General features: G+C 26.4%; 11 protein-coding genes and 2 tRNA genes. 11 read left to right on the forward strand and 2 right to left on the reverse strand.

What is annotated here, in order from left to right; all coding sequences use genetic code 4:
* Nucleotides 1-9: 9 nt before the first annotated feature.
* The 11 genes from dnaA (at nucleotide 10) to JS510_RS00055 (ending at nucleotide 10,335) form a co-directional block, all read left to right on the forward strand.
* The gene (dnaA, locus tag JS510_RS00005) at nucleotides 10-1,413 is read left to right on the forward strand and encodes a chromosomal replication initiator protein DnaA (RefSeq protein WP_205517337.1); all 1,404 of its coding nucleotides are present in this window, start codon (nucleotides 10-12) and stop codon (nucleotides 1,411-1,413) included.
* A gap of 150 nt (nucleotides 1,414-1,563) precedes the next feature.
* Nucleotides 1,564-2,673 (forward strand): DNA polymerase III subunit beta, encoded by a 1,110-nt coding sequence (locus JS510_RS00010; RefSeq protein WP_205517338.1) that lies wholly within the window; start codon nucleotides 1,564-1,566, stop codon nucleotides 2,671-2,673.
* 1 nt (nucleotide 2,674) lies between these two features.
* Nucleotides 2,675-2,893: an RNA-binding S4 domain-containing protein gene (locus JS510_RS00015; RefSeq protein ID WP_205517339.1), complete on the forward strand. Its 219-nt coding sequence runs from the start codon at nucleotides 2,675-2,677 to the stop codon at nucleotides 2,891-2,893.
* An 86-nt stretch (nucleotides 2,894-2,979) separates the two neighbouring features.
* Nucleotides 2,980-3,063 (forward strand) — tRNA-Tyr (locus tag JS510_RS00020).
* A 4-nt stretch (nucleotides 3,064-3,067) separates the two neighbouring features.
* Nucleotides 3,068-3,142: transfer RNA gene (locus JS510_RS00025), tRNA-Gln, on the forward strand.
* A 125-nt stretch (nucleotides 3,143-3,267) separates the two neighbouring features.
* On the forward strand, nucleotides 3,268-3,984 hold the full coding sequence (locus tag JS510_RS00030; protein WP_205517340.1) for a phosphorylase family protein: 717 nt from the start codon (nucleotides 3,268-3,270) through the stop codon (nucleotides 3,982-3,984).
* A gap of 152 nt (nucleotides 3,985-4,136) precedes the next feature.
* The gene (locus JS510_RS00035; protein WP_205517341.1) at nucleotides 4,137-5,804 is read left to right on the forward strand and encodes an exonuclease/endonuclease/phosphatase family protein; all 1,668 of its coding nucleotides are present in this window, start codon (nucleotides 4,137-4,139) and stop codon (nucleotides 5,802-5,804) included.
* 101 nt (nucleotides 5,805-5,905) lie between these two features.
* Nucleotides 5,906-6,724 carry an HAD-IIB family hydrolase gene (locus JS510_RS00040; RefSeq protein WP_205517342.1) on the forward strand — a complete coding sequence of 273 codons (819 nt, stop codon included), beginning with the start codon at nucleotides 5,906-5,908 and terminating at the stop codon, nucleotides 6,722-6,724.
* Between the two features lie 248 nt (nucleotides 6,725-6,972).
* Nucleotides 6,973-8,727 (forward strand): MAG1210 family protein, encoded by a 1,755-nt coding sequence (locus JS510_RS00045; protein ID WP_205517343.1) that lies wholly within the window; start codon nucleotides 6,973-6,975, stop codon nucleotides 8,725-8,727.
* Nucleotides 8,728-8,796: 69 nt separating this feature from the next.
* The gene (locus tag JS510_RS00050; protein ID WP_205517344.1) at nucleotides 8,797-9,465 is read left to right on the forward strand and encodes a LemA family protein; all 669 of its coding nucleotides are present in this window, start codon (nucleotides 8,797-8,799) and stop codon (nucleotides 9,463-9,465) included.
* A 69-nt stretch (nucleotides 9,466-9,534) separates the two neighbouring features.
* Entirely contained in the window at nucleotides 9,535-10,335 is an 801-nt protein-coding gene (locus JS510_RS00055) for an alpha/beta fold hydrolase (protein WP_205517345.1), read from the forward strand.
* A 94-nt stretch (nucleotides 10,336-10,429) separates the two neighbouring features.
* On the opposite strand, the gene JS510_RS00060 is transcribed toward JS510_RS00055, so the two are convergent.
* Both JS510_RS00060 and JS510_RS00065 read right to left on the reverse strand, forming a co-directional pair.
* On the reverse strand, nucleotides 10,430-10,765 hold the full coding sequence (locus tag JS510_RS00060; protein ID WP_205517346.1) for a hypothetical protein: 336 nt from the start codon (nucleotides 10,763-10,765) through the stop codon (nucleotides 10,430-10,432).
* Between the two features lie 168 nt (nucleotides 10,766-10,933).
* Nucleotides 10,934-15,322 (reverse strand): PolC-type DNA polymerase III, encoded by a 4,389-nt coding sequence (locus JS510_RS00065; protein ID WP_205517347.1) that lies wholly within the window; start codon nucleotides 15,320-15,322, stop codon nucleotides 10,934-10,936.
* Nucleotides 15,323-15,423: the final 101 nt, after the last annotated feature.

Consider the following 15,423-nt stretch of genomic DNA (forward strand, 5'->3'; position numbering starts at 1 on the left):
TATATAAATATGAATTTTAAAAGCAAAGATGAAAAATTAATAACCTTGCAATCTTATACTGATACATTTTTGGATATTTTGCGAAGAGAATTAGCTGATCCGATGCTTTATAAAAACTTTTTTGCTAATTTTGTTATTCGTGAAATATTTTCAGATGGAAAAGTTATTATTGGGACAACTAATTATTCTGCTAACTCACAAATGGTACTAAGAGCTTTTGAATCAAGTATTCAGAAATCAATTAATGAAACTTTAGATCGTGAATGCAAAATCAGTTTTGTTTTACTAGAATCAGCTGTCAAAAAGAAAGTCAAAAAAGAAAGAAAAGATACTGCTATTGAAAACATTGAATTATCAAATAGAGATGTTGACAAAGATTTAAATTTTGACAATTACATAGAATGTGAGTTTAACAAAGAAGTTATAAAAATAGCTAAATATGTAGCTAATAATGGTGGAAATGAATATAGTCCTATATTTATTTATGGCAAATCAGGATTAGGCAAAACTCACTTGTTATACTCAATTTGTAATGCTTTAATTGAAAAAGGCATCACAGTAAAATACATAAATGCAAATTCGTTTTCTCGTGATATTTCTTATTTTCTTCAAGAAAATGATCAGCGTAAACTAAAACAAATTAGGCTTCAATTTGATGAATCTGATGTCGTTATTTTTGATGATTTTCAAAGTTATGGAATTGGAAATAAAAAAGCTACAATTGAACTTATTTTTACAATTTTAGACTATCGTATAAATCATAAGAAAACTACTATAATTGCATCAGATCGGGCAATTCATTCTCTTAAAAATTCATTTGATCAAAGATTAATTAGTAGACTTCAAATGGGTTTGCAACTTCAAATTGAAAATCCTAAAAAAAGCGACCTTTTACGTATTTTAAATTACATGATAGATCTTAAAGAAATGACTCCTGAACTTTGAGAAGATGACGCAAAAAATTTCATAATTACAAATTATGCGAATAATATTAGAAGCTTAATAGGAGCAATAAATCGTCTACGTTTTTATAACACAGAAATAATAAAAACTAATTCACGATATACACTAGCTATTGTTAATTCGATTTTAAAAGATATTCAACAAATAAAAGAAGAAATTACACCAGATAATATTATTGAACACGTTGCTAAATATTACAAAATTACAAAATCAGATATTTTAGGAAAAAGCCGTCAAAAAGACACAGTCTTAGCTCGCCATATAGCAATGTGAATAATTAGAAATCAATTAAATATTTCTCTTGAAACAATTGGAAAAATGTTTGGAAATAGAGATCATAGTACAATAATAAACGCTATGAAAAAAATATCAAAAGAAACAGAACAACCCGATAAAGCATTTAGACGTACTATTTCTCAAATAAATGATGAAATATTCAAAGACATTTAATTCACAATAAATAAAATGTTATAAACACCACAAAAATATAAAAGATGTGAAAAAAGGTTGAAAATAAGCCTAAAAATTAACTTTTTAATAGTTTTATTCAAATTATTAACAAATTAACAAAATATATTATTAATATAAAAGGAGAATAAAATGAAAATTATTATAAATAAAAATTTATTAGATTCTACTTTAGAAATAGTTTCAAAATTCACTGATCCTGTTAGTTCATTTTATGGAATGAGATGTATAAAGTTAAGTGCAACAAAAGAAAAATTAGTTTTTCAAGCTTGTAACGAAGTAACATCAATAATTAAAACTGTTTTTGTTGATGATAAAAATATTGTTGTTGAAGAAGATGGTGAAATTGTTGTTCAAGGCAATTATTTCAAAAATATAGTTAAAAAATTATCGGGATTTATTGAACTTTCAACTTCATATAATAAATTAGAAATTAAGCAACAAGATTCCCACTATACTTTATCTTTAAATGAATTAAATAGCTTTGCTACTATTGAACAAAATATAAATCTTAAGAAATTTGAAATAAATACTGAAGAATTCAAAAAAGCAATTCGTAATGTTTCTTTTGCTGCTAGTACAGGACCAAATTTAATCTTTAAATGTATTAATTTTAGAAGTGCTGGTAGAGCTTTAAATTTAACAGCAACAGATTCACACAGATTAGCATACTATTCAATTAAAACTAATCAAATGCTTGAAGATTTTGAATTTAGTGTAAATGCAAAAGATGTTAGAGATATGATACCATCTGATGCACCTGAAAAAATTACATTATTTTTCAATTCATTAAAATTTGGAATTGAATATGAAAATACTATTATTACAGCTCGTATAACTGATTTACCTTATCATGATATTGAACAATTATTTAGCGAAATTTTGTCGAACATAAAATATAAAATAACAATTAATAAATCAGAATTAAACAATCTTTTAAATAAAATTTGAATAAATACTGCTCTTGAAAAACAAAATAGAGTCCATGTTAAAATAAATAAAAATGAATTTAATATTCATTGTCAACTAGATGAATTAGGAGATTCTATGGTTAAAACCAGTAATTTTGAACTTGCTGGGAATCCTTTAATATTTGATATAAATTTTATTTATTTTAAAGATTCAATAAACATCACTGATGGAGAAATTTATATATTAATAGACGAAAAAATACAAAAGATTATAATTTTTTCAAAAAACAATCCTAATTCAAAACAAATTATTACTCCTTTAAGAAGATAAAATGGATCCTATCATTTATATAAAAGGCAAATATATTGGATTAGGAAAATTAATTAAAAAAATGGGACTTATTTCAACAGGTGGTGAGATCAAAGGTTTTTTACAATCAAACTTAGTAAAAATTAATGACAAAGTTCCACTAGGAAGAAATTCAAAAGTTTTTATAGGTGATCTTGTTTGAATTAATAATAATGTTTATTACATAAAGGAATTAAATTAAAAAATATAATTTCTTTTTTAAATTATTAATAATATTTTTATATTTTGTATTATAATTAACATACTATTTTTAAAATAGTTTGGTTTGGAGGGGTAGCGAAGCGGCCAAACGCGGGTGGCTGTAACCCACTTCCTTACGGTTCGGGGGTTCGAATCCCTCCCCCTCCACCATTATTGCCTCATAGCCAAGCGGTAAGGCAACGGGTTTTGGTCCCGTCACGCGTTAGTTCGAATCTAACTGAGGCAGCCATATGTCCTTTTTTAAAATGGGGCATTTTTTTATACACTTTTAATAGATTATATTTTTTTAACAATTAGAGCTTTATTTATTTTATATATAATAAATAGTAACAATAAGTTACTTAAGGAGTAATTATGTCTATACATATTAATGCAAAACGAAATGATATTGCTAGAATGGTTATTTTATCAGGTGATCCTTTAAGAATGAAATATATGGCTTATAAATATTTAACTGACGTTAAAGAAGTAAGCAATGTTAGAAATGAAAGTTACTATACTGGAGTTTATAAAGGAAAAAGAATAACATTTGGTAGTCATGGAATGGGTGCTCATTCAGCAGGCACTTATGCTACAGAATTAATTGTAGAATATGGTGTTGATTTAATTATTCGTTGTGGATCAGCTAGTTCTTATAAACCTGAAATAAATGTTCTTGATACAGCAATAATTACTAGAGCATATAGCGATAATTTAGCCATTTCTAGATTAACAAACAATGAATTAAGTCATATATATTATCCAAATAAATTAGTTGTTGATTCTTTGGTTGATTCTGCAAGCAGATTAGGAAAAAAATATAGTCTTTTAAGCGTTCATTCTGCTGATGTTTTTTACAGCAATCGTTCAATTCCAGATACAATATCTGAAACTCAAAGCGATATAGTGGACGCTGAAAGTTTTGCTATTTTTGCTGTAGCTAAAAAGTTTGATAAAAAGGCTGCTGCTGTTTTACAAATAAGTGATAATTTACCAAAAATGGAATATTCTGATTCTATTACTAGAGAACAAAAATTCACAGATATTTTTGAAATAGCTTTGGATATGATAGCTCAAGACAATTTTCTTTAAAAAAAATAATAAATGCTTTTATATTGAATGGCATTTTTATTTTCCACAAAAAAATGGAAATTTTTTCATTTTTTGAGTATTTTTATAATCAAAATATAATTTTTGTAACATTAATTTACATATTTATAATTAAAAACATTAAGGACAAAATTATGAAAAGAAAGTTGAATTTTTTTCTTGGTGCATTAACTATTAGTTCACTATTATCAGTTTCTGTGCTCTCTTCATCTTGTATTTTTAAAAAAACAAGTGATAATGAAACAAAAAATGATGATTTAGACAAATTAATTCCTCAACAACCTAACATAGAAACCAAAAAATCATCTAATTCAGTTGAGGATAAAGGTAATCTTTCTAGTAGGTTAGAAAAAGAAAAAGATATGCCAAGAGGCAATTCAGATAAATCTCCAGAAACATCTGCACCAGAAACTCCTAAAATAACCAATACTCCAGAAACTCAATTAACCCCTGCTCCTGAGAAAAAACATGATAATTCAACAGAATCTAGTGATGAAGAAATTAGTTCAAAAACTAAAAAAGAAAGCGATGTTCTTGGAATAGATAATGATAATTCTGATTCTTCTCATAAAAATGAAGCTCCTAATAATTCAAAGAATGAAAATGAATCTGATGATAGCAGTAGCAAACCTCCAATTAGTGAAAATCAAAATAATTCTTCATTAGAGCCATTATCTGATGATTTACAGTTAGAAGACAATCAAACTATTTTTGTAAGACCACCTTTTTATGCAAGATTTTCTATAAATAATACAAACAAATTTATAGGTACTTTTTTTAATCATTTAGATTCTCCAGGTTATAGCAGTAAAACCATTAACGAAAATAAAGCTAATTTAGACGATTATCGAATTAAAGGTTCTCAAGGAGCTCAAGAAATATCAGAATTTTTAGCTATTAAAGAAACTTTTGATTATTTTGATAAAAAATATAACGATAATTTATTAATTTATGGTGGAGATACAAACATTAAAAGTGTTAATTATTTTTTGGCCACAAAATTTGTTAATGATCAAACTAAAATACAATCTACTCTAGATATTAATCAAGATATGACAAAAAAAAGTAAATTTGGTGAACAATTTATAACTTCTTTAGGTAAAAATAAGCGAAAAGGCAATTATAGTGAACAATATGACAAAATGTTTTTTATAAATAATGATAAAGATATTTTTGTTCCTAAAATTATTAATGAAGAATCTAAGGATTTTAAAATAGACATTTATAAAGCATTTCAATATTATGTTAAAAAAGAAAAATTGAAACAAATGAATGGTTGAAATGTTGAAAATAATGGAAAGAAAGATTTTGAAGTAGTTAGAAATTTAATTTCTGATCATGCTCCTGTTTTTACAGATGTAAAAGTCAATTTTGATATTAAAACAGTTAATGTTCATGGCGATGTCGACACAACTGATATTAAAATTTCTAAACCAGAAAACACAATTCGTATAGCTCATTGAAATATTTTAAATTATGGCAATAATGATTCAAAAGCTTTTGCTTTAGCAAATATTATTTATAAATCTGGCTTTGATATAGTAGGATTAACTGAAGTTAATTATGGCAGTGGTGAGGATGTAAAATTAATTACTGATAACTTAAATTCATTAGCTAATGAAAATGGTAGATTTAAATTTGTGTATCAACCAGCTAAAGATAGCAAAATTCCAAAATCGTTATTGGATTCTAAAAAATTTGGCGAAAAACAACAAGAGCAAGTGGCAGTTATTTATGACTCTAAGAATTTTAAATTTAAGACATCTGAAACATTTCAAAAAGTAATTCCTTATTATTACTAGATATAATTTATTGCAAAATACGTGTTGATTACATGTATTTTTTATTAACTTCATTTAGTAAATAGTCAGTTATAAATGTGTTTTTTAGTATAATTATTGCTATGAAAAAACCTAAAATAATTTTTGTTGATTTAGATGGCACAACAATTGATTTAAAAATTAAAGGCCATAAAAGAATAAGTAAAACTAATATTGAATATATAAATAAAGCAAGAGAACAAGGAATTGAGGTTGTTGTTTCAACTGGTAGACCACCTACAAAAGTTTCAAATGTTTTTCTTGAACCAATGGGTTGTCTTGATAACTTTATTGCTTGGAATGGAACATATGTAAAACAAGACGGAAAAGTCTTATTTAAAGGCAAATTTGAAAAAGAAGATGTAGATAAAATATTTGAAGAAATTAAAAAATATAAAATAAGTGTTATTTTTAATTCAGACACAAGAGATCTTTCATTTACATCTAGTTGAATTGTTTCACTAGCTTTAAAATGGACTAGAGGAAAAGCAAGAAGATATAATGAATTTAAGAATGATTCTGAAATAAATAAAATGGTTTTATGACATCCAAGTAAAAGAAGGTTATTCCAATTTGCAAATGTTTTAAAAGAAAAATATCGTGGAATTTGTGAAATTGCTTATACAGGTTCTAAAGATCAAGTATTAGAAATTACTCCAATAACATGTTCTAAGGGTGAGTCAGAGGTTAGATATGCTTTAGCAAGAGGTGTTGATCCTCAAGACTGTGTACATATTGGTGATACATTAAATGATGCTACATGTAGTGGCCAAGTTGGCAAATTAATAGCTATGAATAATTCTTGTCAAACAATGAAAATGATAGCTGATGTTATTTCTCCATTTACTAATAAAGAAGCCGGATTGGGAAGAACAATTGATTTATTTTATTTAAATAAGTAAGTAAAACTAAATATTATTCTTTGGGTTTTTAATTCATTTTATTTAATCTACATAATGTTTTTTGAAAAATAATTCTTAAGAGCCATCATATTTAAAAAGTGAGTTTAAGTGTAACACATACGCTTGACTTATTTTATTATCTTTGTGTTTTTGACATTTAAATAGAGAATTTGTCTTGCTTTATTTTCTTTTTTTAGTTTTAAATAAGGAAAATTATAAAATACAAATAAATCTTAGGAAGGAATTATATGGAAGAATTTAAATATATTAACGAGCCATTATTAGAATTTTCTGAATATAAGGAAAAGCATAATAGTAATTCAGAAAGATATTTTGACAAACTTGTTAAAAAGAGCAAAATAGATGTTGAAGTTAACAGAGAACAGACAAAAAAGATTGATAACTTAGAAGAAAAATGTAATAATTTTAGTAAATCTTTTAAAAAGTTAAAAACTTGAAAAATTATCAATATTATTTTTATTGTATTGTTTGCTCTTGTTGCTGTTGGTTCTATTTTGCTAATAACATTAATGAATATGCGTGATATTATAGTCATATCAATAGCCGCAGTATCTCCAGTATTTTTTATTTTAACAATGCTTTTACAGTTTTTGGTAATCGATAAAAAGTTAAAAAATATGGACGATTTATTAAAAGAAACTACAAAAAAATATAATGATGAGCTTGCTATAGGCCTCAAACAAGTAGCTCCATTGTTATACTTATTTAGGCCCGGTATGAAGATTCATTTATTTAATCAAACTATGCCTCAAGCTATGATGGATGATTACTTTGATAATCAGCGTTTAGGTTCTTTAGTTAATCGATATGGTTTAAATAGTATTACAGATAAAAATAAAATGGTTATTTCATCTCAATCTGGCAGTATTAATGGTAATCCATATGTTTTTTTAAGAACATTAGATCATGAAATGGGGATGAAAAAATATACAGGATCTTTAGTTATTTTTTGAACTGAAAGATCATTTGTTAATGGTAGATTAGTAGCTAAACGTAAATCACAAACATTGGTAGCTACTATTTCAAAGCCTTGTCCTTATTATAATTACAATACATTTATGATTTTTGGTTCTAATGCTGCTCAGGATATTTCATTTTCACGTGAACCACAATCAATACATGAAATGTCAGAAGAAAAACGAAGAAAATTTGTAAAAAAATATGAAAAAGTAATTGATAAACGTAAAAAAGAAAATGTTAATTTTACAGCTTTAGCTAATCTAAAATTTGAAGCTTATTGAAATTCTTTGGATCGCGATGATGAACATCAATATAGACTTTTATTTTCTCCATTGGCACAACAAAATATTTGTAAAATATTAGAAGATTCACAAATCGGCTTTGGTGATAATTTTTCTTATTTTAAGCGAAAAAAGATAAATTATCTTTCTCACTCTCATCTAAGTAGTTTAATTTTTGAAGATATGTTATGAAGTTATAATCGTATTTATTCATATGACACTATTAAAAAAATGTTTATGGATGAGCAAAATGATTATTTTAAAAAAGTATACTTTGCTCTTGCACCTTATTTTGCTATTCCAATTTTTCAACAAGTTAAAGCAAAAGAATATGAATATTATGACTATGATGGAGCTAAGTTAAATGAGTTTGAGTATGAAAGAAGAATTGCTTCATTAGATGGAAATTTATTTAAACACCCATTAGTCAAAACGAGACACATTAGTAAGACAAAATATATAGGTCAAAATAATGGATCTGATCGAGTGTTAGTTAGCGATTTTGGATATGATATCATTGATCGTATTGAATATGTTACAGTTTATGGACGTGATGGAAAAATGCATAATGTTCCTGTTCCCTGACAAGAATATATTAGGTATGATAGATCATCAGAAATTGATATACCTGAGCAAAAATTTAACGTTGTTCTTGGTGATGATGAAAATCCAGAAGAAAAAAATAATGAGAATACCAATAATTTATTAGAAGGACAAATTTTGGGTAATGAAACCAATTAAATGGTTTTCAAAATTTTTTAAAAAATAATTATTTAATATAATTATCTCATAAATAATTAAGGAGAAATTATGGCAAACCAATTAGATGAATTAAATGGACCAGTATTTGAAGAAGGACGCGATGTTAATGTAATTAATAAGAGAATTCCTATTAAAACAGGAAAAGGATCAGTTGTTTTTGAAATAATATTATGACTTTTATTAGTTATTCCTGGACTTGTTTTCTTGCTTTTAAAAATAAAAGCTAAGAACCGTTTGGCACAAATAGAACAACGTATCCAACATAATGCATCACAAATTGATAACTTTTTAGAACAACGTGTTGTAATTATGCAAAATATGGTTTCTATAGTTGAAAAATCAGTTGATTTAGACAAAGATGTTATGACACAAGTGGCTGCATATCGTAGTGGAATGAATTTAAACGACGAAAATAGAAGCCAAAATGCTTCGCAAATTGATGCATTAGTTGGAAGAATTAATGTTCAAATTGAAAGATATCCTGAATTAAAAGCACACGGCGCTTTAAGAGAAGCAATGCAACAAAATATGTATTTACAAAAAGAAATTACAGCAGCTAGAGAAATTTATAATGATACTGTTTTTGAATGAAATAGAACGATTAATCAATGACCAACATACATGATTGTAGCTTCTAAAAACGGTTATACAACAAGAATACCTTTTGCTACTTCTAGAGAAATGAAACAAAAAGCAGTTTCAAACTTTTTTGAATAATAAAAAATGACATACCTTAGGTATGTTTTTTTATGTTATATAATGTAAATAATTTGTGTAAGGAAAGCTATGAAAAAAATTATTTATGATTACCCATATGTTTTTAAAGACAACAACAATGTAAATGAAAACATCATTTTTGTTCATGGCTTTAATTCTAGTCCCGCTTCTTTTAAAATATTTCAGAATTACTGAACTAAATCAAATTATTATGCAATTCAATTTCCAGGTAATAATTGTGTTAAACCATTAGAGAATCATGAAATTAGTGTACATAAGTTTGCTCAACTTTTAGTTGATTTTGTACAACAAAATAAACTAAAAAATGTTACTCTTATAGGACATTCTATGGGCGGTGGAATAATTTCACTAGCTTATAAAATGAATCCTGAATTGTTTAAAAAAATGGTATATATAGCACCAATGAATAAAACGTCATTAACTACAACAGATGCTTATTTTGACACATATTTTCCAAAAAATTTTGATGATTTTTTAAAATATATGGCAGCTCTTCACTATGACATATCATCATTTATAAATGATAAAAGTTGAATGAGAATTAATAAATTATTTTTTGATCCTAATCTTTATAATAATGAAAATATAATTAAGTTGGGAAAATCATTGCCCGTTTTATCTTTACACAATGAAATAGAAAAAGGACTTAAACTAATTAAAGTGCCTACATTACTAATTTTAGGTGAAAAAGATGCTGTGATAGATAGAGATTCTTGTTTTAGCTATTTCAAAAACAATGTTAAAAATGTGCAAACATTTTTTATTCCGAAAACAGGACATATGATGTTTAATGAAAATTGAGATAGCTTTATTGAAATACTAGAACCCTTTCTATTAAAGTCCGTATAAATTTTTATATGGATTTTTTTATTTCTCTATAGTTATAAAAAAAGTCCAAGTCTTATAACTTTAAAAATGTTATTTACTTGAACTAAAATTGTATTTATTTTTTATTTTCCTTGTTTACGAATGTATCTGCTGCATAGCTTAATACACTAGATATAATTAGGAAAACATAAATGCCTTTGGCTTTTTCTAAACAATTACCAATTGTTGCTATTAAAATAATAGCTATAAAGAATGCAGCAACAAGAATAACTGTTAATATTATTCCAACAAGAGATTTAGAAAATATAGATCTAAGAACTGACAACACAATAAGAAAAACTGCATATAAAGCTAGTAATGAAAATAAAATAATTAATATTGTTCCTAAATAGAAACCTGTTATTAACATTGCATCATTACTATTATTAATTCCTATATAGATGTCGCTCAATGAGAATATTTTTTTTGTATCTAAAATGTAAAAACCTTATATGAATCCTCTTCCAAATTTGAACGTCAAGAAGAAGACATAAAAGTACTAATCATAATAAATATAGAGATAACAAATAAGGTACCAAGAACACCAGTTAATTGTTTAAAAGAGCGATTATTTTTTAACTTAAAATAATGAATATTGATCACTATCTTCTAATTCATCAAGAATTCCCATATTATTCATTCTGTCAAATACAGTTGTTGTAATTCCGGTTCGTGATTTAAAATCTTCTTTTGAAATAAACGGTTTTTTATTTCGACATTCCACAATATCGTTAGCCTTTATTTCGCCTAAACTTTCGATAGAACTGAAAGGAGGAATTAAACAATTATTAGATTCATCTATTAATCATTTTGATGCTTGTGATTTTTCAAGACTTACATTTGCAATATTTAATCCTCTTGCGTATAACTCTTCAGCAACTTCAAAAACGTTTATTAATTCGTCCTCTTTATTGCTTCTTTTTTCCATTATTCTTAGTTCTTTTAATCTTTTTGAAACCTTATGTCCACCCTTACGGTCTATCATGTTTTCAATATCATCAGCTTTAGAATGAGCTGTGAAATAACTAGCATAAAAAGCAAGTGGTTTATAAAGTTTAAACCATGCTATTCAAAGTGCCATAGTTACATATGCTGTAGCATGAGCTTTTGGGAAAAGATATGCTATTTTTTTCATACTTTGTATAAGCCAACTAGGCACATTATTTTTTTCTAACAGTTCAGTTTCTTCGTTAGTCAATCCTTTGCCTTTACGTACTTTTTCCATTATGTTAAATGATTTCAAGGGTTCTATACCTTTTTTAATTAGCATAGGCATTATGTCATCACGACAACATATAATTTCATTAAGTTGCTTTCCTTTTTTTAGAACTAATTCTTCAGCATTGTTTAGTCATACATTTGTACCATGGCTAAGTCCTGAAATAGAAATTAAATCAGCAACAGATTTTGGTTTTATTTGACTTAACATTTGTCTAACAAATGAAGTACCGAATTCAGGAAGACCAATAGCACCTGTTTTCTCGTTTGAAATTTGGCTAGAATTTATATTCATTGATTTAGGAGATGAGAATAAATCTATAACTTTTTTATCATTTTTAGGCACATCTTGGATTTTTATTCCAGTATATTCTTCTAAAAGTTTAATAGTTGTTGGATTATCATGGCCCAATATATCAAATTTTAAAACATTATCATGGATTGCTTTATAATCAAAATGTGTTGTTAGTCATGTGGCACTTAAATCATTTGCCGGATAATTAATTGGAGTAAAATCAAAGATTTCAAATTGTTTAGGAATAATTATTATCCCTCCTGGGTGTTGACCAGTAGTTCTCTTAACATCCTTGATTCTACTTGCAATAAATTCTGTATCAATCTGTGAAATAGTCTTTTTCGTTTCTTCTGCGTATGATCTTACATAACCAAAGGCTGTTTTTTCAGCAACTTTAGAAATAGTTCCGGCCCTAAAAGTGTGATTTTTGCCAAATAACCTTCTTATTTCTTCATGTACCACGCCTTGAAACTCTCCAGTAAAATTAAGATCAATATCAGGAACTTTATCAGCTTCAAAACCAAGGAACGTTTCAAAAGGTATTGATTGTCCTTCACCAATCATTAATGAATTACATTTTGGGCAGTTTTTTGAGTTTAGATCATAACCGCTTGTTATTCCCTCTATATTTGCAAGCTCAAAATGTTTACAATTAGAACAATTATAATGTGGAGGCAATGGATTAACTTCCGAAATTCCTATTAAAGAAGCAACAAATGATGAACCTATTGATCCTCTACTTCCTACTATAAAACCTTGATCAACAGATAATTTAACCAGTTTATAACTTATTCAGTAAATAACATCAAATCCATATTTAATAATTGGTTTAAGTTCCGCATCTATTCTTTTTTGAATTAATTCAGGCAAATTGTCACCATATTTTTCATGAGCATTTTTGTATACCAAATCAGCTAATTTTTTCTTAGAATCATCAAATTCCGGAGTATATAAACCCTTTTTTATTATTTCTAAATTTTGTGCCATGTTAGCTATTTTTTGACTATTTTTAACAACAACTTCATTAATTAGACTTTGATCATTTAAGAAAGAAAATTGTTCGATCATTTCGCTAGTTGTTAGAAATTTTTGGGTTGGTAAGTAAAGTGTACCTTGTTTTTCAAGTTTTCTATAATCAAATAAATAATGTCGTGTGTTTTTTATTCCCTTGGCATAGACTAGGGATTCAAATATTTCTTTATCTCATTGATCTAGATATTTAACATCTGCTGTAGCAACAACAATTTTGTTTTTATTTTTTGCTTCATTAATGATATCTTTTAATGAATTATAAAGTTGTTCTTGAGTTAAAAACTCCTCTTTTATCCAATGTTCAAAACATTGAGGCGCTGGTATTTCTATAATGTCGTAATAGTCTAACTCATCAATAAAAGCATCATGACATGAGTAAAAGTATTTTTCAATTAATTCACTTTTTAGTGTTCCTGAACCAATTAAAATATCACTTCTATTTAGTTCTTTTAAGTCTTCTTTATAGGTAATTGGGGAATTTATATAGTTTTTGGTTAAACAATCAGAAATCATTTTATATTGTGTTTTTAAACCCTCTTCAGTTAGTGCAATTGTTGTGATTTCGCGAGAGTGTCTAGCATTTGCAGAGTACATTTTTTCAGATGAATAATTATATAAATCTTCAAATGTTATTATGTTTTGTTTTTGAAGCTCGGCCATCATGTTTATTCAAACGTTTGCTAAAACTTTGGCATCATAGTCACCGCGGTGAGCTACTTTTGCATCATAGTTAATTCCAAGTCTAGAAGCAATACTTTCAAGATTATGGCTTTTAAATTGAGAATAAACTATTCTAGAAACTGTTACAGTATCAATTACAGTTACATTTGGGAATTCAATATTATGAATTTTAAATTGTTCTTTTAGAAAGTTATAGTCAAATTTTGCATTATGAGCTAAAGCAATTTTGTTATTTAATATTTCATAAATTTGACTTAGAGCTTCTTTTATATCAATCCCTTTTTTGTCTAGCAATTCATCAGTTATTTTAGTAAGATCAATTGTAAAATTTTTTAATTTTGATTTGCTTTTAACAAAAAATTGATGTACTTTTCCTAATTTTAAATCTTGATCAATTTCAACACCACCAAATTCAATTAATTCATGAAATTTAGGACTAAGACCAGTTGATTCAATGTCAAAAGAAACATATGAAAAGTCTTTAATATTTCCTTTAGGAATTTTGCCAAAAATTGAATTATTTTGCCTATTTATAGTAGAAAAAGCTGTTCCGTATAGTGCTTTTATACCTGCTTTTTTTGCACTCGAGTATAATCTTGGATAGCTTTGAGCGCCATCAGTATCCATTATGCCAATTGCTGGCATTCCTCATTCTTTTGCTCTTTTTACAAAGTCATCTGGATAAAACAAACCATCCATTGTGTTCATTTTTGTTGAAATATGAATTTCAACGCGCTTCTCATTATCTTTTGCAGTATCTTTAGCAATTTTAAGCGGCGAAGTTGTTTTTTCAACATCATTTATATAAACAAAAAAACCATTTTCTGTTCTATCATTTTTTGGAATAGTGGCTTTTATTTTTACTCAATTTTGAGAATTGGCATCTATTAGGTCTTTTTGTTCATTTGATAATAAATCAGTATCTAAATATCAATTTCCTTTAACTGAGGATTTATAATCACTAATTTTAATAGAAGCAATAGTTCTTTTATCCTTCGTAGCCATTGTAGAAGAAGCAAAAATTAAGCCCACAAATTCAACATTAGAGTACTCATTAATAGTTGGAAGTTGTTCGATTGTACACATAATATATGGTTTGCTTGTTTGTGTTTGTTTTTTTCTTATTAAAGGTTTATATGTTTCTTGTTTAGTATTTATTGTATTGTTTTTTTGAGCAGATTCCCTTGCTATTTTCATAAGCAAGGCGCTTTCTTCTCTTTTTTCTTTCCTAATTTTTTCTTCAACTAGGTCGTTATTTTTATTATTTTGTAGATATTTTACTTGCAATTTAGAAAAGCCTTGATTTTTTAATTTAGTAAATAATTCATCAAGCAATTCTCCATATTGATCAATAAAACTTCTATCAGGAGTTTCTATATTAAGTGTTTGGACATCTAAGTCTTTTACAATATTCTCTCAATCAATTGATTTTAGTTCACGAAAACGAGTTTTTTGAATTTGTTCTTTTATAAATGTTAAAAGAATTTCGCGTGTATATTGTAAATCTGAAAAGTTAAAAATAACATGCAGGCCTTTATTCTTTTTTAATGTTTTTTTAAATTTTTTAAAACTTTTTATACTAATTAAATTAGCAAAATTAAACTGTAAATTTAGTTTTTCGTCCTCATTGCCTTCATATGTGCTGTTTAATAATATTAGTTCAGTGTTTTCTAATTCTGGACTAATTTCTATATTTAACATTTTAATAAATGCCATAAATCTTTTAACATTTGAATTCATCATAATTTTAATTATAAAATAATTAAAAAATATATATTTTAATAATTAATTTTTATTCTTTTACTATTAATTAAATAATAAAAAAAGCCTATAAAATAGGCTTA

This window comes from Mycoplasma tauri (genome assembly GCF_016925555.1).
In the GTDB taxonomy this organism is placed as follows: Bacteria; Bacillota_I; Bacilli_A; order Mycoplasmatales; family Metamycoplasmataceae; genus Mycoplasmopsis; species Mycoplasmopsis tauri.